Below are 24,214 nucleotides of genomic sequence, written 5' to 3' on the forward strand. Positions count from 1 at the left end.
AAAACGCCCACCTGGAAAGGTAGTAACCAGGCGGGCAAGGGTGTCGCTTGCAGAGTGTGAGGACTATTTATCATCCTCACGCAGTTATTATAGCACAAGTTAAGTTATATTAATTGAAATCGCTCTCTCCCTGTGAATTTCTCTGTATGCGGTAAGAGAATTTGCACTGACGAGATAGTCAAATTTTTGCTGTACTGATGCTTGCTTTCTATTGGTCCTCGTCAATTCATCATAACGACCCTTGTCGATGTACGAGATTACTCGCAAGAAAGCTGGTTTAGAAAGGCGATAGACCCACTCACCATCACTTTTCACCCTGGATTTTGAAAATCCAATCGATTTCAAGACAGCATTGACCGTGGCACTGATCTCATTCGTAGTTTTGCATTTAGCATTTTTTGTCAGAATGCCATAGCCGATCAACGAATCTTTTGATTTTACAGCGAATTCAGCAGCTTTTTTCATCGCTGAATCAGTCAGTATTTCATCACCATTTACTACACCAATCACGCTCATGAATTTTAAGAAAAAGACTCTACGACCAGCTAAATCCTTGTAATCCCGACCCCTTTCGCTTTCAGTTTGCTCAGCAAATGAATGAAAATTAGCATCATTAAGCAAGCAGCATCTTGCATTCATGAGAGTCACTACGCCAACGCCCTCTTTATACAAAGTAATATCATCATCGTCCAGCTGGGATACCTGTTTGTTGAGCGCTCTTGAGGCTTTCAGAGCGTCATTATGAAAACGTTGAACCTCACTTTCCGGCTCAATAAATTCGTCAAAATCGGCAGCTCTAACGATTACCTGAGCAGCTTTCATTGTTTCCTTAACTACATATTCTTTTACAGCACGCTTTTCTCCATTAAATGTCATCGCTGCAATCTCGTCAGCAGCTATTGGTTTGACTCTCGTTACTTTGTAACCATCGGATTCGAAAGAAATTGCCAAATTGGTGCGGAAATTATTCTTTTCTCTCGCATCAACTTTATAAAATGACAAAGCAATGGAGTCGAAAACATAGTCATCACTAGCAAAAAACTCGTCAATGAGATCAGCCTTATCAAGCTGTTGACGCACTTGACGTGACACACCAACGACTACTTTCCTATTTGTGCGATCACGACGAGTGAATTGTTTAGCGTCGTCTACGCCAATAACGCCAAAAAACAAGCAGTAGTGAGTGTCGAAATGCTTTTCTACGATGCTGATGGAGGATTGCATCGACGGGCTATAGACCAAAGCATCGTATTTTTTCATCTCTGTATTAGGATTTTTAAAGAAAGCAACAACGGCTGGGTATCTGCGAGTCGTCTGCGTCACAAGCAGGACTCTTTTACCCCTCTTTTCAATGTAGCTAGCCATCGCTTCAGCTTCCTTTTTGCTGTCTAAGCCAATCATTGGCTTCAGGCTAGTAGCGATATTTTCAATAATCATGCGCTGAGCAGTAGCTATCTCAGAGAGCGCAATCTCATTCTGCGAATTATCTACCCGCCCCCTCATGAAATTGATTTCCCTACCTGCCAAAGCCAAAAATTTAACTAATATATCACTTATAAAGGCATCGGCAATGAGCACCAAACGAGCGCTTTTGATCAATTTCACCAGCTCGTGAAATACACCACGACGGTTGCCTTTGAAGCCCTTCTGCAAGATGTGAGCTATGACTTGTGAACCCTCGTCGATGATCAGTACGTCGCTCTGCTCTGTGTGAACCTGAAAGCGTTGCTGGTTCGCTGAGTTCACTACAAGAGCCAGGCTTTCGAGCTTGTCTTCATTGCCGATAATTTTCGTATCGCTGTACTGAGCGCAAATGTCATCGAAGGAGCCAGAAATAGAAACTCTGTGAGTCAGCAGCGTCGTCTTTTTTCCATCAGCTTTTGCTTTGAGAAGGATCGGACGGATAGCGTGCTGAGTTTTGCCGAACCCGAGGCCAGCTTCGAGAACGTGGACACCGCCTTCGTCATAAATTCTGTTGGCGCATGCCAGCAGTTCAGCTGTAGCTTCAGAGCCAGGGCGGGTCGCGCTCAGTTTGCTAGTGACGATCTGGTCGCTCATCGCAACTTTCTTCAAGCGCTGAAAGCCAATAATGGCGTTATCCAAAACTTTATCGAGAAGCTCTAGTGCCGATTCGGACTCGTGACCAGCAGCTTCACCAATAATTTTTTGTGCGTCAGCTCTGGACAATGAGAACGGCACTTCACGAGCAACACTCATTACGAAGCGCTTAATTTCGATTTGAGCGCCGATTTCAGCGGCGAATTTGTCTAGTTCGTAATTTGAATAGCCTGCCAGACTGGCGAGACAAACACTTTCACTTGGTGCTGACTCACTTACGAAGAGAACACCAGCTTTGCAAGCCCTAGCGAGTTCGATTAGCTCAGCATATGTCTCAGCAGTGATGCAAACTATTGCAATCCTGCCTGACTCTACCTGAAGCTTGACCACGTTTTCGAAATTTTCTGCCTTTGCTACGACAACTGAATAGTCGTTAGCAATTGCTTCAGCTTTTGCAGTAGAGATAAAAACGTATTTTGTATTTATTTCATTAGCCCGATGCTCCAACTTTGTATTTTTGTAAAGAATATTCATTTTATAACCCTTCTTAATTGTTACGCCTCTGCAAGACGATGCTTATTTGCACACTCCTATATTACCACTATTTATCAACCTTTAAACAACAGACACAAAGGCAATTGAATAATTTATATTGAATAGCGTCAACCACATTTACCACCAGAACAGATGTCGAATTATTTATATATAAAATATGACTTCTGTTCCGACTGACAATCACATTTATCAAAACAGCCTTTGGCTAATTTGACCAGCGGGCATGTGTCTTAAGCCTGCCTGCTCTATCTCAGCCCCTAAGTTCTATATACAAAGAAGCACAAATAACAATCCCTGACCTAAGCAAATTCCGCTGGCCACTTTCGGCAAAGCCGGTATAAATTATGAACATAACCTGACACATCAATTATTAGCACTATTTATGTTATAATGATGTTATGGACGCACACAAAGGGAATAATAAAAAATGCGAATTGTTAAAGAGCAAATAAAGATAAACACTCACACCGCAGAGTACGTTAGCGAAGCACAAGCAGCGGCTATACTTCAGAGAGCTGTAGGAACGCTAAGAAATCTACGTACAGACGTGCGGGGGAAAGAGTTCATCCCCTTTTTCCGCAGCGAGCGAAGGAAGGTATTTTATAAGAGATCAGATGTAATGGCGTACCGCGACAAGGCGAAGAAAGTTCGCTTTGACCATTCTTATCCGCGCATTCCAGTTCTTTTTAATGAAGACCCTCTTCCTGCTATCGACCCAACAACAAAGCTCAACACTGCTGAAGTAGCAGCCTTTGGCATTTCCAAGGCATCTCTCCAGATCTGGCGCTCGAAACACCAATTCCTTGATGTTCTACCCAGCCATGGCAAAGGAATGGCAATCCACTACCTAGCAAGTGACCTCACTGCCTTCATCCTGAAAGGCAGAGCGTACTGGAAAGCCCGTTCCGTCGAGCTTGATTACCAGTTCCGCCCGCACCCACGATCCCTGAGGCGCCCGAAGGCTGTCTTGCAGCCCTCTCATCCTTGACATTAAACCCCTTATAATCATACTTATACCATTAAATATTTGAATTGTCAAGGTGTTTCACATGGAAGTAAAGTCGTCAAGAAAAAAATCATCTGGTCGCCCTCCTCTCGATCCTCTTGAGAAGCAGCGCCGGCTGGTCGCCAGGCTGCATGAGAACTGCGCCGATCTAGAGCGACAGCTCAACGAAAACTCTGGTCATGACGACGCTGACGAAGCTGAAGCGCCTCTGCTCCTCAGTACGCTCAACCAGCGCCTAACGTATGCAAGAGAAGTTGCCCACCACGAGCATGCCGGTCGATCAGCAGAGGCCAAGGCAGTCCGGCAGAGGTTGAATCTGTTTCGTCCAGTGGGCTTCACAGAAGAAGCGTGGAACGCACTCCCGACGAGCGAAACTCGTCTAGCGCCAGGCAAACCGAAGATGCCCATGGAACTGGAGCTAGCTCGCATCGAAATCGAATGTGAAGACGAAATTCGCAAGCTGCGAGCGATGGAAGAAGAAGCAAACGAAGCCCCGGCAGACCTTGAACAGCTGCAACAACAGCACGGAACGACAGCAGCAGGCCGACCCGGAAAGGACATCCTGGGCGCCCTAGATCGCCAAATGCATACTGCGATCTACAAGCGCCGCGACCTTATCCTGCGCCGCACACAGGAGCTTGCAGAGCCACAGCCAGAGCAGACAGAGGGACGCCCCAGGAAGGCTTTCGAAGAGCGATACGAGTATTTCACTAGCATCATCGAGCACTGCCAGAAGCAAATCGTTGACGGTGAAGCCCAGCTACCACTGCTCGATCTGCAACGCCGGCTGGTGAAACGCCTGCGCGACAAAGCAACTCGAACCCGGTTACAGCTCAAAACGACCCTCGGCACTGATCTCGTTCACCTAAAGCTCGACTTGCCGATTATCGAAAAGCAGATCGCTGAAGAAACAGATCGACTCAAATCATTTGAAGCCAATTTCGACAATCTGGCTGACATGCAGCTGAAATCATTGCGAGAATCCGCTGCCGAAAAAATTCGCAAGCTAGATAGTCTTGAGAATTTCGAAGATTACAAAGACCGCCACCGGCTGCACGGCGAATACAACGAAACTAAGATCTAAAATTAGGGGAAATCATGAGCAAACTCGCGGAATTCAAAGCGCTTGAAGCACAGCTGGCTGAGCAACTCGCTCAACTCGACGCTATGAAAAATGACGATGGCCTCAAGAAAGAAATTGAGTTCGAGAAAAAGATTCGTGCTTTGCTAGCTGAGTACGGCTTCTCGCTGCGTGAAGTGAAGCTGATCCTGGACCCACAAGCTCGTGCTGCGCGAGCCCCAGCCGCTGCTGGTCAACGCAAAGAGCGTCAGTTGAAGGTCTACATCAACCCTCACAATCAAGAGCGTGTTGAGACCAAGGGTGGGAACCACAAAGTGCTGAAAGCTTGGAAGGAAGAGTTCGGCGCTGAAACTGTTGAGTCTTGGCTTCAGTAGATATTTCCATCGACTCTGGCCGATTTAGATTTGCTGAGCGGATCAAACTGATTCAAAACGAGAGCCACCATGCCGCACCCCTGGAGTCCTGAAAGCTGGAGAGGCAAGCCAATCCAGCAGCAACCTCAATACCCCGACGCTGCTAAACTGGCCACAGTTGAGCAAGCCTTGGCCAGCTACCCGCCGCTGGTGTTTGCAGGTGAAGCCCGTGAATTGCGACGGCAATTTGCTGAGGTTACTCAGGGGCGTGCGTTCTTACTGCAAGGCGGGGATTGTGCTGAGAGTTTTGCCGAGTTTAGTTCAGGCAAGATTCGCGACACATTCAAAGTGCTATTGCAGATGGCCATCGTCATGACCTTTGCGGCTGGGTGCCCGGTGGTCAAAGTAGGGCGAATGGCTGGCCAGTTTGCTAAGCCCCGCTCGGCCAACGATGAGACCATCGATGGCTTAACGCTGCCGGCTTATCGGGGAGATATCGTCAACGGCATTGGCTTCGACTCTTCCAGCCGCGTGCCAGACCCAGATCGTCTTTTGCAGGCCTATCATCAGGCCACCGCTACGTTGAACCTGCTGCGAGCCTTCGCCCAGGGCGGCTTCGCCGACCTGCACCAGGTGCATCAATGGAATCTCGACTTCATTTCCAACTCGGCGCTGGGAGAGAAATACAGTCAGCTAGCCGACCGCATCGATGAAACGCTGGCCTTCATGCGCGCATGCGGCATGGATAGCGCTGCACAAGTGCGCGAGACCAGCTTCTTTACTGCCCACGAGGCCTTGCTGCTTAATTACGAGCAGGCGTTTGTCCGTAAAGACAGCCTCACCGGCGACTGGTACGACTGCTCAGCCCATATGCTGTGGATTGGCGACCGTACCCGACAGCTGGACGGCGCTCATGTCGAGTTCCTGCGAGGTGTTGGCAACCCGATTGGTGTAAAAGTCGGCCCGAGCATGGGTAGCGAAGACCTAATTCGCCTGATCGACATCCTCAACCCGCAGAACGATCCCGGACGCCTCAATCTGATCGTGCGCATGGGGGCTGATAAGGTCGAAGCTGGACTGCCACGCCTGATCCAGACTGTTCAACGTGAAGGACGCCAAGTGCTTTGGAGTTCCGACCCAATGCATGGCAACACCATCAAGGCGTCCAGTGGCTACAAGACCCGTGACTTCGCACAGATTCTGGCCGAGGTTAAGCAATTCTTTGCCGTACATCAGGCCGAGGGCACCTATGCCGGTGGCATTCACATCGAAATGACTGGTCAGAACGTCACCGAGTGCATTGGAGGCTCCAGGCCAATCACAGAAGCTGGCCTGTCGGATCGTTATCACACCCACTGCGATCCAAGGATGAATGCAGACCAGTCACTGGAATTGGCCTTTCTGATTGCCGAAACCTTGAAGCAGATTCGGCGCTAAACAATCCTGAGTGGCGGTTGTTGGCCCAGTCATTAACCCCTTCAGTGTCATTGCCATAAACGCCGAATGGCCATTTGCCAGATATTATTGTTATCCTCCCCAGACATCTGTAAACGGAGGACAGCATGTCTGGCGATCACAAATTCCTGGCTCACGTCGAGTCTCCTCACAGCATCATCACGGCCATTGACCTAGCTGCTCGCTTCCCTGAGGTTTTAGCCAACAGCCAAGCGCGTTATCAGGGCGATATATCTCTGTTCAAGCAGCTTGCTAACGAATCTCGCACAACCTCCGACCTACTTAGCCGGATTCGAACCACCGAATTCAATGGCACTCAGCGGATGACGCTGCTCAAAATTTTCCGCCGCTGCGTCTCCCCCATCATTGACACGGAAATGGCAAAGAAAATCCGAGTCCCCACCTCGACACTCGTTGATAACTATGGGGACACATTCAAGCCAATCGACATCATTCGCGAGCAGTTCAATTCCTTTACACCACTAGAAGAGGCGGCTCTCGCTGCGTTGGTTGGTGAGTACGACACTCGCGGTCAGTTGGGCTACAAGCTGACAGATCGATTCTTCTCGTGGTTTGAGAACACATTCCACGGCGGCTTCACCATCGACGGTCCCCGTGGAGCAGGCCGCGACATCGAACTCAGTTCTGTTTTTGAGAACTTCAATGGCGACTATCCATGCGATTTCGTAATCAAGGACACTAGCAAACAAGTCTGCGCGGTTGGATTCGCTCGATACGACTCAACTCGTGGCGGGGCTCAGTCTGATGATCGTACCGGTGGTAACTCGGACAAAGTGGCAAAAGCCATGGCTTTCTGCCAAGAATTTGGCCATCAATTCCGCATCATTTTCCTGGCTGACGGCCCAGGCCTAGCGCATAAAGACACATGGTACGAGTCGTGTAAGCTCGATGGAATGTGGGATGGCGCGGTCAGAGTGACAACCCTGAAAACCGCGCCTGAACGTGTTACTGCGGATTGGCTTCTGGGGCGCTGATTGCGTTGTAAAGCTCTAGCACCTCTACTTTAGCGCTCGCTGCTGTCATGGCGTCGATATAGATATTAAATTCACCTGAAGTCTCTTCGTGCCTCACTGCCGTTGTTTCACCAAACAGCGGCAGCTCATCTTGCGCACTTGGCTCTTTTTTGACGAAATCTCCCATGGGGGCTCGCCCTCTCTTCAGGCGTTCGATCACGGTTTTTGCTGACGCGAAGGACTCGTCTATTCCAATCCATTTCCGGCCTAAAGAGCTGGCTGCATGGACTGTGCTTCCCGACCCGCAGAACGGGTCAATCACCAGATCTCCAGGGTTGCTGCTCGCCTCGACAATCATTTTCATCATGTCGAAGTTCTTCTCAGTTGGATAGCCAGTCACAAGAATGGCTTGGTGATGCGCATCCCTGAACTCCTCCCAATAGTCTGTATACCCAATAGATTTGGTTTCTGTTAGATAAACCTTTCTTCTCGGGTTTCCATTTTTTGACCAGTGGATTTCACCGTTTGCATCTAGTGCATCAAGCTTTTCAGGGACGTACTGCCAATGCTTTCCAGTGGGCGGCATCATACCGCGCCATTCGCCGCCTGTTGCACCGTGCCTAACACCTGGCGCATGGACTGGGACCAGTTTGTACTGCCCTTTTGAATCAACCTTTGAATACTCTTTTGCTATCCACTCCGGATCTGGCTTTTTGGCTGGTTTATTCCAGATATAGTTCTTTCCTTTACTATAGAAAAGAATATAATCATTGATATTAGCGTATTGATTCTTCGTAAAATTCTTACTACTACACTTCCTGCGACTAATCAGGCTCAGGAAGTTATCTCGACCAAACACTTCATCAAGTATAAATTTCAGCTCACCAACCATCTGATGCCCAATATGGACATAGATGCTTCCATCTTCATCAAGCAGCTCACGTAACAGAACGAACCTTCGACGCATGAATTCAAGGTATGCGGCTTCGGTCAATGTGTCGCTATAAGCATGCTCACTATTTCTTGATGAGAAACCGAGCCCTGTCGCGTACGGGGGATCAAGGTAGATCAGCTTTGCTTTGACGCCATCCTGAACAAGACGATTCAGCGCGAGCCAATTGTCTGACCAAATGAAGCTATCTTCCTGAATTGCGGTGTTCTCTAATTCTCCGCCATCAGTCATCTTCACAAACTGAACATCACGAGGCTGAAGAATATCTTCTTCGTCCATTTTTCCAGGGTAACTAATAGTTACCCGAGCCCCTGTGGGCGGGAGTGCTGGTGTAAGCTCGCACGCCTCCGCTCTACGAGCGTCAGGCCCCCCGATTTCTTTTTTGTTCAGTCCGACGGCCATGTTTAAATTCCGGTAACCAGGAAACCTAAAAATTGATTCTAGCTGCGCATGGGCGCGGGATCAAATTTATGATCCCTTACCCCACCCTCGGCAGCCCCCGCCAACTCGTCGTGTAGCTCGGAGACAGCATCTCCCTTTTCATCTCCCAAGCCCGACCTTCCGGCCACACCGTCCCCACCCGAACAGCTCCCCTCCCGTACCTGGCGTTCAGCAGATCAATGGTCTCCATCAGCTTCCCGACATTCTTTCGCGGCGGCTCCGCAAACAGATCAGGCGTGTACTCATCAGCTCGCACCAGATTTGTCAGCAAAACGCCAACTTTCGAGTACGCATAACCGTTCCGAAAGATGCGTGACAGCGCTTGGTTTGCAGCTTGAGTCATCAGCATCGTGTCGTTCGTTGGATGCGGAAGGATGCAGCGCGCACTGGTGAAGTAGCGCTCGCGCTCTTCGACGAAACCTGAAGTCTGGAGGCTGAGAACCATTTCGTCAGCCAATGAACCCTGCTCGCGGAGCTTCTCTGCTGCACGCGCTACGTAACTCGCCAGAGCCTCGCGAATGGGCTCGATGCTCTTCAGCTTCGTGCCGAACATCTTGCTGCTACAGATCTCATTCTTGAGGTCGGGAGCTTGGTGCATACGCAGCCACTCTTCGCCTCGCAGCTCACGAGCCGTGCGCTCCAGGACGCGGCCAAATACTTTTCTGATCAGAGTGAGATCTGCGTGAGCGAGATGCCAGGCCGTGTTTATGTTCATCGCCTGTAGCGTTTTTGAGAGTCGGCGACCGACGCCCCAGACTTCATCTACGGGTGCCACCTGGAGCAGCTTGTCACGCCGTACAGGGTCAGTCAGATCTACTACGCCACCAGTCTTCTGCCATTTTTTGGCGGCGAAATTAGCGAGCTTTGCGAGTGTTTTGGTGTTCGCTATGCCGACACCCACAGGCATTGCGCATTCACTCCAGACGCGCTGTTTGATGGCCTTCCCGATGTCTGTCAGATCACCTTGCAGGCCCGTCAGGTCGGCCCAAGATTCATCAATGCTGTACTGCTCAATGTCTGGCACACAGCTATGAATGCAGCGCATGACTTTGGCCGATACATCGGCATAGAGAGCGTAATTGCTTGAGAAGGCCTCTACACCAAGCTGGCGAAGTTGGTCACGTATCTTGAAGTAAGCAGCTCCCATCTCGATGCCGAGAGCTTTTGCTTCATGTGTACGAGCAATGACGCAGCCGTCGTTGTTGCTGAGTACCACTATCGGTGTTGTCGCTAGCTCGGGCCGGAAAATGCGCTCGCACGAGCAGTAGAAGCTGTTGCAGTCGATCAGCGCGTACACACGTCGAGTCATGGGCGCAGATCTCTGAACAGGAAATCGACGATACCCCAGAGCACAACCTCTCCCTGGTCGGCTAGGCGCTGGCACTCCCCTGCCCGGCCTATCGTAACCAGTGAGCGTTTCTTTTCTGCGTCTGTGAGTATCGAGCAGAGTTTGAATTCATGGTCGATGACGACGATTGCAGCGCGGCCAGGGTCTGCTTGGCCCACCCGGTTCACGACCAGGACATCATGCTGGTAGATGCCGAGGCCAGCCAGCGCGTCGCTGTCAGCGATCCAGAGCCAAATGTGTGGCGCTCCGAGGCCGACGAATTCGTCGATGCTGAGAGGGCCTTGTTCGTGATCGCCTGCTGGAGACTGAAAGCCCGTGATCTTCAGCTTTTCTGGTGAAAGGCATAGGCGCTCGATTCGGCGGCCTGGGGTCAAAAATGCTGAGTTCATGGGCTTCTCAAATACTGTATATGCGTCCAGTATAGTGGGATTTTTCTCACGGCCAAGGGGGCAGCGATGTGCGGCGGCGTAGAAATCTCAGGCAGGTACACAAGGACTGGCGAGCAACTGAAGATCTACTTCCCGAATCCGCGAGCTGCTCTGCCCGTTATAGGTGCCTCAAATGAAGTGGTATGGGTGCCATGGGGCAGAAGACGTGAACAAGCCGGCAAGGGGCCTGCGGGCGGCTGGGCGAGACTCAGCTCAGTCGATGAGGGGAAATGGGAGAAGTACGGGCCGACTCGGGTTCGCATCCCAGCGGCGAGATTTATGGAAAAAGACGAAGAGAAGGTGAGCCACTGGTTCGACCTGGAGGCCGGGCAGATAATTGAGGGGCTTGCGATTGGCGAGGGTGAAGAGCGGAAGGTCTACGTGATAACTACAGAAGCACCTGCGGAGCAGGCATGGGTGCATGAGCGGTGGCCGCTCATATTTCGAATTGAACCCTAAACAGCGCTGGACCCTATGTGGACCCTAAAAAATTCGAATCCCTAAAAACGCCGCCCATAAAAAAATCCAAGCACCCGTAAGTGATTGGATTTTCTAGGGTTATTTTGGTCGGGACGGAGTGATTCGAACACTCGACCCCTTGCACCCCATGCAAGTGCGCTACCAGGCTGCGCTACGCCCCGACAGGTAAAACGGCCTTCGAGCAGCTCGAAAGCGGATCGAACTATATACTAAGCGTCTGATATTTGGAAGTTTTCTGGATAGCACTACTTGCGCAGAACTGACAAAACGTCTTCCAGCTCAGTAATCGTTTGCCGAATGAGTTGCTTGTACTGAGTAGTGTCGTCCTTCGCATCATCGCTGGAAAGTCGCTGACGAGCACCACCAATGGTGAAACCCTGATCGTAAAGCAGCGCGCGAATCTGACGGATCATCAGCACATCCTGACGCTGATAATACCGTCGATTTCCACGCCGCTTGACGGGATTCAGCTGATCGAATTCTTGCTCCCAGTACCGCAGAACATGGGGCTTCACCGCGCATAGATCACTGACTTCACCGATGGTGAAATAGCGCTTGCCCGGGATCGGCGGAAGCTCGTCGTTATGACTTGGTTCCAGCATAGGCTTCGACTCTGGCTTTCAGTTTCTGGCCTGGGCGGAAAGTCACGACACGGCGAGCCGTAATCGGAATTTCCTCCCCCGTCTTCGGGTTACGTCCGGGGCGCTGACGCTTGTCCCTGAGGTCGAAATTGCCGAATCCCGACAATTTGACCTGCTCGTTAAGCTCTAAGGCTTGGCGAATCTCCTCGAAGAAGAGCTCCACCAATTCCTTGGCCTCTCGCTTATTCAAGCCTAGCTCTTCATACAGACGTTCCGCCAATTCAGCTTTCGTCAGAGCCCCCATACGTTACTTCCTTAACGTGGCATTGAACCTTTGTTCCAGCAAGGCGAGGATATTCTGCGTTGTACTACTCACCTCATCGTCATTAAGAGTGCGCGATGGATGTTGCCAGGTCAAGCCGACAGCCAGGCTTTTTCTATGCGGATCAATACCTTTACCGTGATAGACGTCAAACAGTCTGAGGTCCGTCAGCCATTCTCCCGCAGCGTCCCTGATCGCTTCGAGCACGGTTTCAGCAGCCACTTCGCGATCGACCAGTAGTGCCAAGTCACGGCGCACCTCTGGAAAGCGCGACAGCTCACTGTACTTCGGCATAGTACCTTCGAAGATTTCGGCCAACACGAGCTCAAAAAGGAAAACCGGCTGCTCGATATCCAGTGACTTCGCCAGCTCCGGATGCAACGCACCCAGGAAGCCAACCAAGCGCCCGTCCCGCTCGATCCGCGCGGCCTGCCCTGGGTGCAGTGCCGGGTGTTCGCCCGCCACGAAGCGGAAGGCCTCCGGAGCACCTGCCTGCCCAAACAGCGCCTCGACGTCCGCCTTGAGGTCATAGAAGTCTATGGAATCGCGACCATTTGCCCAGCCTTCCGGCAAGCGAGACCCAGTCACAACACCGGCGAGCATCGCCTCCTGCTTCAAGCCCGGCAGCTGACCGACAAAACGTAGCCCGCTTTCAAAAAGGCGGACGCGCGTTTGCTGCCGGTTGAGATTGTGCTGAAGGGCCTTGATCAGCCCCGGCCAAAGCGAGCTGCGCATGGCTGCCATGTCGGCCGAGATCGGGTTGGCCAACTGCAACGGCTCGACACTCGGACTGAACAGCGCGAACAGTTTTGGATCGATGAAGCTATAGGTAATGGCTTCTTGATAGTCACGCGCGACCAACAAGCGGCGCAGCTTTGGCAGCTCGGCGCGAGCCTCGGGCTTGGCCTGCGGCGCCAACCGCGCTTGCGGATAGCGAACCGGTAGCCGGTTGTAACCATAGAGGCGGCCCAACTCTTCAATCAGATCAACTTCCAAGCTGATATCAAAACGATGACTCGGCACCTTCACTTGCCACTGGCCGGCGGCCTGGGCAATCACGCCAAACCCCAAGGCAGAAAGCAGACGTTCAATCTCGTCGCTCGCCATATCCATGCCAAGCATCTGACTGATGCGCTCGGCGCGCAGGACAATCGGCTCGACCTTCGGCAGATCGGAGTCGCTGACCACTTCAATGATCGGCCCAGGCTGACCTCCGACTACCTCCAGCAGCAGTGCCGTGGCACGCTCCATGGCCTCGCGCGCCAACTGCGAGTCCACGCCTCGCTCGAAGCGATGGGAGGAGTCGGTGTGCAAGCCATACGAGCGCGCCTTCCCGGCAATGGCGACGGCGTCGAAGAAGGCACTCTCCAGGAACAGGTCGCAGGTCTTCTCGCTGACCCCACTGTGCTCGCCACCCATAACCCCGGCGATTGCCAAGGCGCGCTGGTGGTCGGCAATAACCAGCGTATCCGCGCGTAAGCTGGCCTCTTGGCCATCCAGAAGCACCAGCTTCTCGCCCGCCTCCGCCATCCGCACTCGGATGCCACCGTTAATTTCGGCAAGATCGAAGGCGTGCATCGGCTGCCCAAGCTCGAGCATCACATAGTTGGTGATGTCCACCGCGGCGTCGATGCTGCGGATGCCAGAGCGGCGCAGGCGCTCAACCATCCACAATGGAGTTGGCTTTGACAGGTCGACGCCACGAACGACTCGACCAAGGTAGCGCGGGCAGGCTGCAGACGCCGACACCTCCACCGGGCGCACCTCACCGTGGCTCGCCGGCACGGGAGAAATCACCAGCGGCGTTACCGGAGCCGCGTAGATCGCACCGACTTCGCGGGCCAAACCAGCCAGCGACAAGCAATCGCCACGGTTCGGGGTCAGACCCAGCTCAATGCTGGCATCGTCCAGCGCCAAGTAGTCACGAATATTGGCACCGAGCGGCGCATCGCCGGCCAACTCCATCAAGCCGCTGTTGTCTTCGCTGATCTGCAGCTCGGAAGCCGAGCACAGCATGCCGCTGGACTCCACACCCCGTAGTTTGGCCTTCTTGATCTTGAAGTCGCCCGGCAGTTCGGCGCCGATCATCGCGAATGGAATCTTGATGCCCGGACGCGCATTCGGGGCACCGCAGACGATCTGGAAGGTGTCGACGCCGTTGCTGACCTGGCACACCCGCAGCTTGTCAGCATCGGGGTGCTGCTCGGTCGCAAGAATCTCGCCGACCACGATTCCGCTGAACTCACCGGCGGCCGGAATAACGGCATCGACCTCAAGGCCGACCATGGAAAGGCGGGCCACCAACTCGTCGCGCGAAACCGAGGGATTGACCCAGCTGCGCAGCCACTGTTCACTGAATTTCATACTGTCTGTTCTCCTGAACGAATTCGATTAAGGTCGTGCGGTCCTAGCGAAATTGCGCCAGGAAGCGCAGGTCGTTATCGAAGAACAGGCGCAAATCGTTGACGCCATAACGCAGCATCGCCAGCCGCTCGACGCCCATACCGAAAGCGAAGCCGGAGTACTTCTCCGGATCGATCCCAGACATCCGCAACACATTCGGGTGAACCATGCCGCAGCCCATCACTTCCAGCCAGCCGGTTTGCTTGCACACACGGCAACCTTTGCCGCTGCACATCACGCACTGCATGTCGACTTCAGCGGAAGGCTCAGTGAAGGGGAAGAACGATGGGCGAAAGCGCACGCCCAAGGGCTTCTCGAAGAACACCCGGAGGAACTCTTCAATGGTGCCTTTTAGGTCGGCAAAGCTGATGCCCTCGTCGATCAGCAACCCTTCGACCTGATGGAACATCGGCGAGTGGGTGATATCCGAGTCGCAGCGATAAACGCGGCCCGGACACACGATGCGGATCGGCGGTTGCTGCGATTCCATGGTGCGCACCTGTACCGGAGAGGTATGGGTACGCAGCAGCATGTTCGCATTGAAATAGAAGGTATCGTGCATCGCCCGCGCAGGGTGATGACCAGGAATATTGAGGGCCTCGAAATTGTGGTAGTCGTCTTCGACTTCCGGCCCCTCGGCGACGCTGTAGCCGATATGGGTGAAAAACTGCTCGACGCGCTCCAGCGTGCGGGTCACCGGATGCAGGCCGCCAGAGATCTGACCACGGCCAGGCAAGGTTACATCGATGCGCTCTGCGGCCAGCTTGGCACTCAGCGCAGCCTCCTCGAGAGCAGCCTTGCGGGTATTCAGTGCTTCCTGAACGCGCTCCTTGGCGACGTTAATCAGCGCCCCCACCTTTGGCCGCTCTTCGGCCGGCAGGTCACCCAAGGTTTTCATGACCTGGGTCAGCTCGCCTTTCTTGCCAAGATAGTGAACCCGGATCTGCTCCAGGGCATTGACGTCTTCGGTATGTTGCACGGCCTCAAGCGCTTGCGAGACCAGCGCATCCAGGTTTTCCATCTACGGACTCCAGATACGAAATAGGGGAAGAGCACGAAGGCTCTTCCCCTATTGGTGACGTTCAGCACCGGGCATGCCCGGTGATTGTCGGGGACTTAAGCCAGAACGGCCTTCGCTTTCTCGACAATCGCAGCAAACGCCGCTTTTTCGTTCACAGCCAGATCGGCCAGAACCTTGCGATCGATCTCGATGGCAGCTTTTTTCAGGCCAGCGATCAGACGGCTGTAAGACAGACCATTCAGACGAGCACCAGCGTTGATACGAGCGATCCACAGAGCGCGGAACTGACGCTTGCGCTGACGACGGTCACGGTAGGCGTATTGGCCAGCCTTGATCACCGCTTGCTTAGCAACACGGAACACGCGCGAACGCGCGCCGTAGTAGCCCTTAGCGAGCTTCAGAATTTTTTTGTGACGAGCACGGGCAATAACGCCGCGTTTTACACGAGCCATGACTTAATCCTCTTAACCAGAAATCAACGCAGACGCAGGGAGCGTTCTACACGACGGACATCAGACGGGCTCAGCAACGAAGTGCCGCGCAGCTGACGCTTACGCTTAGTAGTCATTTTGGTGAGGATGTGGCTCTTGAAGGCGTGCTTGTGCTTGAGGCCACCAGCAGTCTTCTTGAAGCGCTTCGCAGCGCCACTTTTGGTTTTCATCTTTGGCATGTTCGGATACTCCGCATTCAGTCAATTACACATAACCATAAGGCCTGCCAGTGCCCTAGAGGTTATTTTCGCTTTTTGGGAGCGATGACCATCATCAGCTGGCGTCCTTCCAGCTTCGGATGCTGTTCAACGGTGCCGAGTTCGGCGAGGTCGGCTTCGACCCGCTTCAACAGCTCCATACCCAGCTCCTGGTGAGCCATCTCACGGCCGCGGAATCGCAGAGATACCTTGGCCTTGTCCCCATCTTCAAGGAAACGTACCAGGTTGCGTAGTTTTACCTGGTAATCCCCTTCTTCCGTCCCTGGACGAAACTTGATTTCTTTAATCTGTTGCTGGTGCTGGTTCTTCTTCGCCGCAGCAGCCTGCTTCTTCTTCTCGAACAGGTGCTTGCCGTAATCCATGATCCGACAAACCGGCGGAACCGCGTCGGCAGAAATTTCCACCAGATCCAACTTCGACTCGTCGGCAGCGCGGAGCGCTTCATCGATCGATACGACACCAATCTGTTGGCCATCAGCCCCAATCAGACGAACCTCACGCGCCGTGATGTTCTCGTTGATCGGCGCTTTAGGTGCGGCCCGCTTATCCTGCCTCATTTCACGCTTAATAATGTTTACTCCGAATCTTGGCGACCACGCCGGGAAACCGCTTGCTTGAGCTGTTCGGCGAATTGTTCCAAGGGCAGTGAACCCAAGTCGACACCTTCGCGGGTGCGCACAGCAACGGATCGTGTCTCAACTTCCCTATCGCCAATCACCAGCAGGTAGGGAACCTTGAGCAAAGTATGCTCGCGGATTTTAAAGCCGATCTTTTCGTTTCTCAAGTCAGACTTGGCACGAAACCCGCTCTGATTAAGGGTTTTCTCAACCTCGAGGGAAAAATCGGCCTGTTTATCAGTGATATTCATCACCACCGCCTGAGTCGGCGCCAGCCACGCAGGGAAAGCCCCTTCGTAGTGTTCGATCAGCATGCCGATGAAGCGCTCGAACGAACCCAGAATGGCACGATGCAGCATGACCGGATGCTTGCGACTGTTGTCTTCACCGACGAACTCGGCACCGAGACGCACTGGCAAATTGAAATCGAGCTGCAAGGTACCACACTGCCAGACACGCCCCAGGCAATCCTTCAACGAGAATTCGATTTTTGGCCCGTAGAAGGCCCCCTCACCCGGCTGAAGATCATACGGCAGACCAGCGCTATCAAGCGCAGCCGCCAAGGCCGCCTCGGCACGATCCCACAGCTCGTCGGAACCCACACGCTTTTCCGGACGGGTCGACAGCTTGAGCTGAATATCCTTGAAACCGAAATCGCTATAGACATCCAAGGTCAGCTTGATGAACGCCGCGGACTCAGCCTGCATCTGATCTTCGGTGCAGAAGATATGCGCATCGTCCTGAGTGAAACCGCGCACGCGCATGATGCCGTGCAACGCACCGGACGGCTCATTGCGGTGACAGGCACCGAACTCGGCGAGGCGCATTGGCAGCTCGCGGTAGCTCTTCAGGCCCTGATTGAAAATCTGCACATGGCACGGGCAGTTCATCGGCTTGATCGCGTAGTCGCGGCTTTCCGACTCAGTGGTGAACATGTTCTCGGCGTAGTTGGCCCAGTGCCCGGAGCGCTCCCACAGACTGCGATCGACGACCTGCGGCGTCTTCACCTCCAGGTAGCCGTTATCGCGCTGCACCTGACGCATGTACTGCTCAAGCACCTGATAGAGCGTCCAGCCATTCGGATGCCAGAACACCATACCCGGCGCTTCTTCCTGGGTGTGGAACAGATCGAGGCGTTTACCGATCTTACGGTGATCACGCTTCTCGGCCTCTTCGATGCGCTGGATGTACGCAGCCAGCTGCTTCTTATCTGCCCAGGCCGTGCCGTAGACACGCTGCAGCTGCTCGTTTTTCGAGTCACCGCGCCAGTACGCACCGGAGATTCGGGTCAGCTTGAAGGCTTTGAGGAAGCGAGTATTCGGCACATGCGGGCCGCGGCACATGTCGACGTACTCTTCGTGGTAGTACAACCCCATAGCCTGCTCGTCCGGCATATCCTCGATCAGGCGCAGCTTGTACTCTTCACCGCGAGCCTTGAACACGCCGATGACATCAGCACGCGGCGTCATCTTCTTGATGACGTCGTAATCCTTATCGATCAGCTCAGCCATGCGCTTCTCGATCGCCGCCATATCATCCGGAGTGAAAGGCCGATCGATGGCGATGTCGTAGTAGAAGCCTTCATCGATGACCGGACCGATCACCATCTTGGCATTTGGATAGAGCTGCTTGACCGCATGCCCCACCAGGTGCGCGCAGGAGTGGCGAATGATTTCCAGCCCCTCTGGATCCTTCGGCGTAATGATCTGCAGGGTTGCATCTGCCTCGATCAGATCACTGGCATCAACCTGCTTGCCGTTGACCCTGCCGGCGAGCGTCGCCTTGGCAAGGCCAGCGCCAATGGATTGCGCAACCTCCAGCACGGACACCGGGTGATCGAACGAACGCTGACTGCCGTCGGGAAGAGTAATGATGGGCATGGCGCCTCCTCTCCTAGTGGTGACCCCTACGAAAGGTCACGTGGGTTGGGATGAGCCAGGAAGCGATCCGTCGGCATATCTGCCTGACAATGGCAGGGGCCCCTAAGGACTGACCGGAAGCGGACCAGAGTCACTGGGAATAAAGGAGCGAAGATGCTTTCAGAAAGCCGAAGCCCTGACAAGCACCAATAAAAAAGGGCCGCATTCGCGACCCTTTTTAATTTGGTAGGCACAATTGGACTCGAACCAACGACCCCCACCATGTCAAGGTGGTGCTCTAACCAACTGAGCTATGTGCCTGCATTGGCCGCGCATTCTACGGGTTTACCGATCACTGTCAACAACTTTTCTGCTAACTAACTGAAAAAATGGATTTTTTGCTGTTCGACAGCGCGTTAAATATTTTGCACGCATGCTGGCTCCGTCATTTCATCTCGGGTAGGATTGGCCAATCGTAAAAAATAAAGAACAAAGGTTCCAAAATGGCGCACACCCAATACCCCCTCTCCTATTACGCCGCCTCCGCCAACACCGCGCCGGCTCGCCCAGCACTGGCAGGTGAAAGCGAAACCGATGTCTGCATCGTAGGCGCCGGCTACACCGGACTCTCTACGGCGCTCTTTCTCCTCGAAAGCGGCTTCAAAGTCACCATCCTGGAAGCGGCGAAGGTCGGCTTTGGCGCCTCCGGGCGCAACGGCGGGCAGATCGTCAACAGCTACAGCCGTGACATCGACACCATTGAGCGCAGCGCCAGCCCCAAGAATGCACAACTGCTGGGTGAAATGGCGTTTGAAGGCGGTCGCATCATTCGCGAGCGCATCCGCACCTATAACATCCAGTGCGACCTGAAAGATGGCGGCGTTTTCGCAGCCATCACCAAGAAGCAGATGAGCCACCTGGAGTCGCAGAAGAAGCTCTGGGAACGCTACGGCCACAGCGAACTGGAGCTGATGGACGCCAAGCGCATTCGCGAAGTGGTCGCCACTGACAACTATGTTGGCGGCATGCTCGACATGAGCGGCGGCCACATCCATCCGCTTAACCTGGCCCTCGGCGAAGCCGCTGCGGTGGAATCACTTGGCGGCATCATTCATGAGCAATCACCGGTAATCCGCATTGATCGCGGCGCCACACCAACCGTGCACACCGCGCAGGGACGGGTGAAAGCCAAATTCGTAGTAGTTGCGGGCAACGCCTACCTCGGCAATCTGCTACCTGAGCTGGCGGCGAAGTCGATGCCGTGCGGTACCCAGGTGATCACCACCGAACCGCTCGACGACGACCTGGCGCGCAGCCTGCTGCCGCAAGACTATTGCGTCGAGGACTGCAACTACTTGCTCGACTACTACCGCCTCTCAGGCGACAAACGTCTGATCTATGGCGGTGGCGTGGTCTACGGCGCACGCGACCCAGCCAACATCGAGGCGATTATTCGCCCGAAACTACTGAAGACCTTCCCGCAACTGAAGAACGTGAAGATCGACTTTGCCTGGACCGGCAACTTCCTACTGACCCTGTCGCGACTGCCGCAGATCGGCCGGATCGGCGACAACATCTACTACTCGCAAGGCTGCAGCGGCCATGGCGTGACCTTCACGCATGTCGCCGGCAAAGCGCTGGCAGAAGCCCTGCGCGGCCAAGCCGAGCGCTTCGATGCCTTCGCAGAACTGCCGCACTACCCCTTCCCCGGCGGACGTGCGTTCCGCGTACCGTTTACCGCGATAGGCGCGTGGTACTACAGTCTGCGCGACAAGCTCGGGGTCTGATCCCATCAAACGGTGCCGCGAGGCGCCGTTTTCTTTAGCGCCCCTGCACGCGCGCCCCGGTTTCGCGCGCCTCCTTGGCCAACTGAGCCTGCCCGGCGCGATCCAACTGGTCTGCAGCTGCCTGCCAACGGAGCAGATCGACCTCCGCCGGCAGCTGCCGCGGCGCCTGGATCAGCACCGCCCAGCCGCCCGCCTCTTGCCAACCCGACTCGAAGGCATCAAAGCCCACCACCCAGCGCTTGCTTGCACCCGCACGGAAGAGCAGCTGCTGCTGCGCCCGGTCGTAGCCAACCAGCACTCCGTAGCGCGGCGAGGAGACCCAGCCCAAGCCGGCATTGAAGCGGACCAACGCGGGATAGCCGGCGGCGACCTGGACGAGCAATTCGCCTAGATCATGCCGCAGCGGATAAACCAAAAACCCGTTGTCATTCGCGACACGGACGATGCCCTGCTCCAAGCGCGACTCTTCGCTTGGCAAGCGAAGCTGCTTGGCAACCAGGCCCGGCGTGGTGACCACACCCTGCTGGGAGAGCATGACGGCGAGCCCACCAGGCACGCCCATATACGCAGGCTCCGCAAAGAACGGCACGCCATTGAGTTCGACGCGCTCCGGCAATCGACGCACCTCGGACGGCAAATCCAATTGACTCTGACAGCCAGACAGCAGCGTAACCGCCCAAGCAAACACAACCAGCAGGCTAAGACGCGACAAAGCAAACTCCTTCACGCAAGAAAGCGCCGATCATAGCCCAGATGGTGCGCCAGACCGCCCCAGCAAATCCCAGACAAAGAAAAACCCGGCCGAAGCCGGGTTTTTCCTAAGGCGCGAAGCTCAGCCGAATTACTTGGCCTGAGCTTCAACCTCAGCTTCTACGCGACGGTTCACCGCGCGACCAGCGTCAGTAGCGTTGTCAGCCACCGGACGGGACTCACCGTAACCGACGGACTGGATGCGCTCGCCACCCACGCCGTACTGATTGACCAGCACGTCCTTGACCGCGTTAGCGCGACGCTCGGACAGCTTCTGGTTGTAGGCGTCAGTACCGACGGAGTCGGTGTGGCCTTCAACGGTGGTAGTGGTAGCCGGGTACTGGTTCATGAAGTCAGCCAGGTTCTTGATGTCACCGTAGCTTTCTTCTTTCACCTTGGACTTGTCGAAGTCGAACTTCACGTCCAGCTCGACACGCACGTTTTCGGCGGCAGCCGGGCAGCCATCGGCGTCAACGGTAACGTTGGCCGGGGTGTCCGGGCATTTGTCGACGTTATCGCACACGCCGTCGTTGTCGCTGTCAGAGCACACTTCCGGAGCCGGTGCCGGAGCAACAGCAACCGGCTTGGAGCCGCCACCGAAGTTCAGGCCGATACCAACGCTCGGCGCCCACTCGGTGTCGCCCTGGTCGATGTTGTACTGAGCTTCAACGCCAGCACGGGCGTAGAAGTTTTCGGTGAAGTACAGCTTGGCACCGCCGCCAACGTTGGCGAAGGTGGAGCGGTTACGGCCGCCGGTGCCGTTCTGACCGATGCTCTGATCGGAGAAGCCGGCAGAAACGTACGGACGCAGTGTGTCGCCCGGAGCGTTGAAGTGGTACAGCGCGTCCAGAGCGGTGTTGGCGCCCTTGATGTCGCGGCCGTCATTGCTGCGAACGTTATGCACTTCGTCATAGCCCAGACGCAGCTCAACGTCGTCGGTCAGGAAGTAACCAACCGAACCACCGAAAAGGTTGCCGTTGTTCTTGAAGTCACGAGCGCTATCAAACTGCTCTTTCTTGGCGAAGCCTTCAACTTCAACAGCGCCTTGGCCTTGCGCCAGTACTGCCAGCGAAGAAGTAGCCAGCAACGAGCCCATGACAACGCCCAAGGTGTTTTTCAATTTCATCCGTAAATCCCCATCATAATGGTCAGTGAATTGTCAGACAAAAACGCAAGACAACTCGAGAGCCGATTCTAACAGAATCGGATTGTTGGGTTAGAAGTATTTCCCCCAACTAAGTTTCGGCGGTACCGGCGAATTTTTCCCGCATGCGATCCAGGGCACGCTTGTAGCGCATCTTGGTGGCACTTAGCCCCATATGCATGATGTCGGCGATTTCCTGGAACTCCAGTTCCGCAACGAAACGCAATACCAGAATTTCCCGATCAATAGGGTTGACATGCACCAACCAACGATCGAGACCACCTTGTTCGGGAACCACGGGGGCCTTCTCTTCCGAAGCCTCCTCTTGCGGATCCAAACTCAACGCATCCAACAACCGCCGCTTTCTGCGCTCTTTGCGGTATTGGGTAATACATTCGTTGTAGGTGATGCTATATAGCCACGTTTTGAACTTCGACTTACCCTCAAAGTTCTTCAGACCATACAAGACTTTCAGCATTACTTCTTGACACACATCATCGGCGTCGCGGTCGTTACCCAAATAACGCGCACAGACGTTGAACAGCGTGCGCTGATAGCGACGCATCAACTCCTCGTACGCACGGGTCACGTGGAACAGTTCGGTATGCGCACGCGCAACCAACTCTTCGTCCGAGAGTTCACGAGGATCGTAGCGAGAAGGAAGCGATTGAGCTTTGTTCAAAACGAGTCAGGCCGACAGTCAGGTGATAGCCGCCACAGCCCGGCACGCGGGCTGCTCGGCGGCATACATTAGCAGGGATTGACGCTCAGCGACTGCTTACCTGTTGCTCGAGCAGGGCACGGTTGGCCAGTGACACCAGCACACCCTCCTCGGTCAGCAAGGTCGTCTTGACCGTACCAATTTCTTCGATCTGGCCTTCGACCTCACCGATCTTCACTTGTTGCCCAACTTCGTAGAGTTCGCGCACATAGATGCCGGCGAGAATCTGCCCCGCCAGGTCGCGACTGCCCAACCCCAAGGCCAGCGCGACGGCCAGGCCAACAGTGATCAGCACGATCGCGATGACGTTGTTGAGCAGCTCGGTCTTCACCTCGAGCTGACCGATCGCCACGGAGATGCTGATGATGATCACCAGGCCCTGAGCAATCCGCCCGAGACTCGCGGCGTAGTCGAGGCCCACACCCTCCGCCGCGCCGCGCACGATGCCACTTAGCAATTGCGCCAGCAGCACGCCGACCACTAGGACCACGGCCGCGCCGAGCACCTTCGGCAGGTACAGCGCCAACACATCGAGGGTCGCGGAGACCCGATCCAGGCCCAGCGATTCGGCGGCGGAGACCAGGAAGATCAGTAGGACAAACCAGTAGACGATCTTGCCGATCAAGGTCGACACCGGCACCTGGATGCCCACGCGCGCCAGCATCTTGGTCAGGCCAGTGCCCGCCATCAAGCGATCCAGCCCCAGCTTGGCGAGCAGCTTGGACAGCAGAGTGTCCAGCAGCTTGGCCACCACGAAGCCCAACAGGACGACGACCAGCGCGCCAAAGAAGCGCGGGATAAAGCCGGCAACCGGAGTCCAAACGTTGGTCATGGCGTTAACCAGACCTTGAGTCCAAGGATCAAATTCCATCTTACTCAGCCTTATCAACAGTACGGTCAGAGGAGGTGCGGCGAGAAACCGGGGCGACGTGCGCGGAGCCACTGTTCAAGGCCATCATCAGCGCCTCGAACCAATGCCCCATGAGACCGAACAGGTCGCCGGCACCCACCTGCCGGTTCGCGGCTTTCAGGACGCGCCCGAGCGTGGCGTCGTCGTCATGTGCCGAGGACGATACTTTCAGCAAGTCGCGGAGAGATTCTTCAAATGGATCGCGCATGCATACCTCCCGGGGTGTGTCGGCTAGACGCGACGAATAACCAGCAAGTCA

24 protein-coding genes and 2 tRNA genes are annotated in these 24,214 nt (G+C 54.6%); 7 read left to right on the plus strand and 19 right to left on the minus strand.

Features of this window, described 5'->3' with window-relative positions; translation table 11 throughout:
• Positions 1-99: 99 nt before the first annotated feature.
• A complete protein-coding gene (locus JQX08_RS01385; protein ID WP_204914179.1) occupies positions 100-2,592 on the minus strand; it encodes a hypothetical protein in 2,493 nt (830 codons plus the stop codon).
• A 448-nt stretch (positions 2,593-3,040) separates the two neighbouring features.
• On the opposite strand from JQX08_RS01385, the gene JQX08_RS01390 reads away from it, so the two are divergent.
• The 5 genes from JQX08_RS01390 (at position 3,041) to JQX08_RS01410 (ending at position 7,503) form a co-directional block, all read left to right on the plus strand.
• On the plus strand, positions 3,041-3,601 hold the full coding sequence (locus tag JQX08_RS01390) for a hypothetical protein (RefSeq protein ID WP_204914180.1): 561 nt from the start codon (positions 3,041-3,043) through the stop codon (positions 3,599-3,601).
• Between the two features lie 61 nt (positions 3,602-3,662).
• Positions 3,663-4,703: a hypothetical protein gene (locus JQX08_RS01395; RefSeq protein WP_204914181.1), complete on the plus strand. Its 1,041-nt coding sequence runs from the start codon at positions 3,663-3,665 to the stop codon at positions 4,701-4,703.
• 14 nt (positions 4,704-4,717) lie between these two features.
• Positions 4,718-5,074 carry a histone-like nucleoid-structuring protein, MvaT/MvaU family gene (locus tag JQX08_RS01400; protein ID WP_204914182.1) on the plus strand — a complete coding sequence of 119 codons (357 nt, stop codon included), beginning with the start codon at positions 4,718-4,720 and terminating at the stop codon, positions 5,072-5,074.
• 69 nt (positions 5,075-5,143) lie between these two features.
• Complete coding sequence (locus tag JQX08_RS01405) at positions 5,144-6,490, plus strand: class II 3-deoxy-7-phosphoheptulonate synthase (protein WP_204914183.1); 1,347 nt, start codon at positions 5,144-5,146, stop codon at positions 6,488-6,490.
• 125 nt (positions 6,491-6,615) lie between these two features.
• Positions 6,616-7,503, plus strand: coding sequence for a hypothetical protein (locus JQX08_RS01410; protein ID WP_204914184.1), 888 nt, complete (start codon positions 6,616-6,618; stop codon positions 7,501-7,503).
• On the opposite strand, the gene JQX08_RS01415 is transcribed toward JQX08_RS01410, so the two are convergent.
• From JQX08_RS01415 to JQX08_RS01425, 3 genes are all read right to left on the minus strand, one after another.
• Positions 7,475-8,836 carry a site-specific DNA-methyltransferase gene (locus JQX08_RS01415; protein ID WP_204914185.1) on the minus strand — a complete coding sequence of 454 codons (1,362 nt, stop codon included), beginning with the start codon at positions 8,834-8,836 and terminating at the stop codon, positions 7,475-7,477. The genes JQX08_RS01410 and JQX08_RS01415 overlap by 29 nt on opposite strands.
• A 76-nt stretch (positions 8,837-8,912) precedes the next feature.
• Positions 8,913-10,172 (minus strand): Y-family DNA polymerase, encoded by a 1,260-nt coding sequence (locus JQX08_RS01420; RefSeq protein ID WP_346727566.1) that lies wholly within the window; start codon positions 10,170-10,172, stop codon positions 8,913-8,915.
• A gap of 8 nt (positions 10,173-10,180) precedes the next feature.
• Positions 10,181-10,612 carry a LexA family transcriptional regulator gene (locus JQX08_RS01425; protein ID WP_204914189.1) on the minus strand — a complete coding sequence of 144 codons (432 nt, stop codon included), beginning with the start codon at positions 10,610-10,612 and terminating at the stop codon, positions 10,181-10,183.
• A 318-nt stretch (positions 10,613-10,930) separates the two neighbouring features.
• Between JQX08_RS01425 and JQX08_RS01430 the strand changes: the two genes are divergently transcribed.
• Positions 10,931-11,110 (plus strand): hypothetical protein, encoded by a 180-nt coding sequence (locus tag JQX08_RS01430; protein WP_204914191.1) that lies wholly within the window; start codon positions 10,931-10,933, stop codon positions 11,108-11,110.
• A gap of 105 nt (positions 11,111-11,215) precedes the next feature.
• Here JQX08_RS01430 and JQX08_RS01435 read toward each other — a convergent pair.
• The 10 genes from JQX08_RS01435 to JQX08_RS01480 all read right to left on the minus strand — a co-directional run bounded on the left by JQX08_RS01435 (position 11,216) and on the right by JQX08_RS01480 (position 18,964).
• Positions 11,216-11,292: transfer RNA gene (locus tag JQX08_RS01435), tRNA-Pro, on the minus strand.
• An 84-nt stretch (positions 11,293-11,376) separates the two neighbouring features.
• Positions 11,377-11,733, minus strand: a complete 357-nt coding sequence (locus JQX08_RS01440) for a MerR family transcriptional regulator (protein WP_204914193.1) — start codon at positions 11,731-11,733, stop codon at positions 11,377-11,379.
• Positions 11,714-12,016 (minus strand): integration host factor subunit alpha, encoded by a 303-nt coding sequence (gene ihfA / locus JQX08_RS01445; protein ID WP_017940199.1) that lies wholly within the window; start codon positions 12,014-12,016, stop codon positions 11,714-11,716. The genes JQX08_RS01440 and ihfA overlap by 20 nt, the downstream gene beginning before the upstream one ends.
• A 3-nt stretch (positions 12,017-12,019) precedes the next feature.
• The gene (gene pheT / locus JQX08_RS01450; protein WP_204914195.1) at positions 12,020-14,398 is read right to left on the minus strand and encodes a phenylalanine--tRNA ligase subunit beta; all 2,379 of its coding nucleotides are present in this window, start codon (positions 14,396-14,398) and stop codon (positions 12,020-12,022) included.
• A 43-nt stretch (positions 14,399-14,441) separates the two neighbouring features.
• Positions 14,442-15,458: a phenylalanine--tRNA ligase subunit alpha gene (gene pheS, locus JQX08_RS01455; protein ID WP_204914196.1), complete on the minus strand. Its 1,017-nt coding sequence runs from the start codon at positions 15,456-15,458 to the stop codon at positions 14,442-14,444.
• A 95-nt stretch (positions 15,459-15,553) separates the two neighbouring features.
• Positions 15,554-15,910 carry a 50S ribosomal protein L20 gene (rplT, locus tag JQX08_RS01460; protein WP_204914197.1) on the minus strand — a complete coding sequence of 119 codons (357 nt, stop codon included), beginning with the start codon at positions 15,908-15,910 and terminating at the stop codon, positions 15,554-15,556.
• Between the two features lie 23 nt (positions 15,911-15,933).
• A complete protein-coding gene (rpmI, locus tag JQX08_RS01465; RefSeq protein ID WP_187673184.1) occupies positions 15,934-16,128 on the minus strand; it encodes a 50S ribosomal protein L35 in 195 nt (64 codons plus the stop codon).
• Between the two features lie 62 nt (positions 16,129-16,190).
• The gene (gene infC / locus JQX08_RS01470; RefSeq protein WP_204914198.1) at positions 16,191-16,724 is read right to left on the minus strand and encodes a translation initiation factor IF-3; all 534 of its coding nucleotides are present in this window, start codon (positions 16,722-16,724) and stop codon (positions 16,191-16,193) included.
• Positions 16,725-16,741: 17 nt separating this feature from the next.
• On the minus strand, positions 16,742-18,664 hold the full coding sequence (gene thrS / locus JQX08_RS01475) for a threonine--tRNA ligase (protein ID WP_204914199.1): 1,923 nt from the start codon (positions 18,662-18,664) through the stop codon (positions 16,742-16,744).
• Positions 18,665-18,887: 223 nt separating this feature from the next.
• Positions 18,888-18,964 (minus strand) — tRNA-Val (locus JQX08_RS01480).
• 182 nt (positions 18,965-19,146) lie between these two features.
• Between JQX08_RS01480 and JQX08_RS01485 the strand changes: the two genes are divergently transcribed.
• Positions 19,147-20,430: an NAD(P)/FAD-dependent oxidoreductase gene (locus JQX08_RS01485; RefSeq protein WP_204914200.1), complete on the plus strand. Its 1,284-nt coding sequence runs from the start codon at positions 19,147-19,149 to the stop codon at positions 20,428-20,430.
• A 34-nt stretch (positions 20,431-20,464) separates the two neighbouring features.
• Here the strand turns inward: JQX08_RS01485 and JQX08_RS01490 are convergent, their stop codons facing one another.
• From JQX08_RS01490 to JQX08_RS01510, 5 genes are all read right to left on the minus strand, one after another.
• Positions 20,465-21,142, minus strand: coding sequence for a hypothetical protein (locus JQX08_RS01490; protein WP_204914201.1), 678 nt, complete (start codon positions 21,140-21,142; stop codon positions 20,465-20,467).
• A gap of 129 nt (positions 21,143-21,271) precedes the next feature.
• Positions 21,272-22,306: an OmpA family protein gene (locus tag JQX08_RS01495; RefSeq protein ID WP_204914202.1), complete on the minus strand. Its 1,035-nt coding sequence runs from the start codon at positions 22,304-22,306 to the stop codon at positions 21,272-21,274.
• A gap of 109 nt (positions 22,307-22,415) precedes the next feature.
• Positions 22,416-23,006 carry an RNA polymerase sigma factor SigX gene (gene sigX / locus JQX08_RS01500; RefSeq protein ID WP_204914204.1) on the minus strand — a complete coding sequence of 197 codons (591 nt, stop codon included), beginning with the start codon at positions 23,004-23,006 and terminating at the stop codon, positions 22,416-22,418.
• 85 nt (positions 23,007-23,091) lie between these two features.
• Positions 23,092-23,916, minus strand: coding sequence for a mechanosensitive ion channel family protein (locus tag JQX08_RS01505; RefSeq protein WP_204914206.1), 825 nt, complete (start codon positions 23,914-23,916; stop codon positions 23,092-23,094).
• 1 nt (position 23,917) lies between these two features.
• Positions 23,918-24,163 (minus strand): CrfX protein, encoded by a 246-nt coding sequence (locus JQX08_RS01510; protein ID WP_204914208.1) that lies wholly within the window; start codon positions 24,161-24,163, stop codon positions 23,918-23,920.
• Between the last annotated feature and the right edge of the window lie 51 nt (positions 24,164-24,214).

This window comes from Zestomonas insulae (genome assembly GCF_016901015.1).
GTDB classification, from domain to species: Bacteria; Pseudomonadota; Gammaproteobacteria; order Pseudomonadales; family Pseudomonadaceae; genus Aquipseudomonas; species Aquipseudomonas insulae.

What these genes read in the sequence shown, in the direction of transcription:
- JQX08_RS01425 (WP_204914189.1), bottom strand. Translation starts at nt 10,612, where the DNA reads ATGAACTCAGCATTTTTGACCCCAGGCCGCCGAATCGAGCGCCTATGC.
- JQX08_RS01440 (WP_204914193.1), bottom strand. Translation starts at nt 11,733, where the DNA reads ATGCTGGAACCAAGTCATAACGACGAGCTTCCGCCGATCCCGGGCAAG.
- ihfA (WP_017940199.1), bottom strand. Translation starts at nt 12,016, where the DNA reads ATGGGGGCTCTGACGAAAGCTGAATTGGCGGAACGTCTGTATGAAGAG.
- JQX08_RS01510 (WP_204914208.1), bottom strand. Translation starts at nt 24,163, where the DNA reads ATGCGCGATCCATTTGAAGAATCTCTCCGCGACTTGCTGAAAGTATCG.
- JQX08_RS01485 (WP_204914200.1), top strand. Translation starts at nt 19,147, where the DNA reads ATGGCGCACACCCAATACCCCCTCTCCTATTACGCCGCCTCCGCCAAC.
- pheS (WP_204914196.1), bottom strand. Translation starts at nt 15,458, where the DNA reads ATGGAAAACCTGGATGCGCTGGTCTCGCAAGCGCTTGAGGCCGTGCAA.
- JQX08_RS01405 (WP_204914183.1), top strand. Translation starts at nt 5,144, where the DNA reads ATGCCGCACCCCTGGAGTCCTGAAAGCTGGAGAGGCAAGCCAATCCAG.
- JQX08_RS01495 (WP_204914202.1), bottom strand. Translation starts at nt 22,306, where the DNA reads ATGAAATTGAAAAACACCTTGGGCGTTGTCATGGGCTCGTTGCTGGCT.
- JQX08_RS01415 (WP_204914185.1), bottom strand. Translation starts at nt 8,836, where the DNA reads ATGGCCGTCGGACTGAACAAAAAAGAAATCGGGGGGCCTGACGCTCGT.
- rplT (WP_204914197.1), bottom strand. Translation starts at nt 15,910, where the DNA reads ATGGCTCGTGTAAAACGCGGCGTTATTGCCCGTGCTCGTCACAAAAAA.
- JQX08_RS01395 (WP_204914181.1), top strand. Translation starts at nt 3,663, where the DNA reads ATGGAAGTAAAGTCGTCAAGAAAAAAATCATCTGGTCGCCCTCCTCTC.
- JQX08_RS01385 (WP_204914179.1), bottom strand. Translation starts at nt 2,592, where the DNA reads ATGAATATTCTTTACAAAAATACAAAGTTGGAGCATCGGGCTAATGAA.
- JQX08_RS01410 (WP_204914184.1), top strand. Translation starts at nt 6,616, where the DNA reads ATGTCTGGCGATCACAAATTCCTGGCTCACGTCGAGTCTCCTCACAGC.
- thrS (WP_204914199.1), bottom strand. Translation starts at nt 18,664, where the DNA reads ATGCCCATCATTACTCTTCCCGACGGCAGTCAGCGTTCGTTCGATCAC.
- JQX08_RS01400 (WP_204914182.1), top strand. Translation starts at nt 4,718, where the DNA reads ATGAGCAAACTCGCGGAATTCAAAGCGCTTGAAGCACAGCTGGCTGAG.
- JQX08_RS01505 (WP_204914206.1), bottom strand. Translation starts at nt 23,916, where the DNA reads ATGGAATTTGATCCTTGGACTCAAGGTCTGGTTAACGCCATGACCAAC.
- JQX08_RS01390 (WP_204914180.1), top strand. Translation starts at nt 3,041, where the DNA reads ATGCGAATTGTTAAAGAGCAAATAAAGATAAACACTCACACCGCAGAG.
- rpmI (WP_187673184.1), bottom strand. Translation starts at nt 16,128, where the DNA reads ATGCCAAAGATGAAAACCAAAAGTGGCGCTGCGAAGCGCTTCAAGAAG.
- infC (WP_204914198.1), bottom strand. Translation starts at nt 16,724, where the DNA reads ATGAGGCAGGATAAGCGGGCCGCACCTAAAGCGCCGATCAACGAGAAC.
- JQX08_RS01430 (WP_204914191.1), top strand. Translation starts at nt 10,931, where the DNA reads ATGGAAAAAGACGAAGAGAAGGTGAGCCACTGGTTCGACCTGGAGGCC.
- pheT (WP_204914195.1), bottom strand. Translation starts at nt 14,398, where the DNA reads ATGAAATTCAGTGAACAGTGGCTGCGCAGCTGGGTCAATCCCTCGGTT.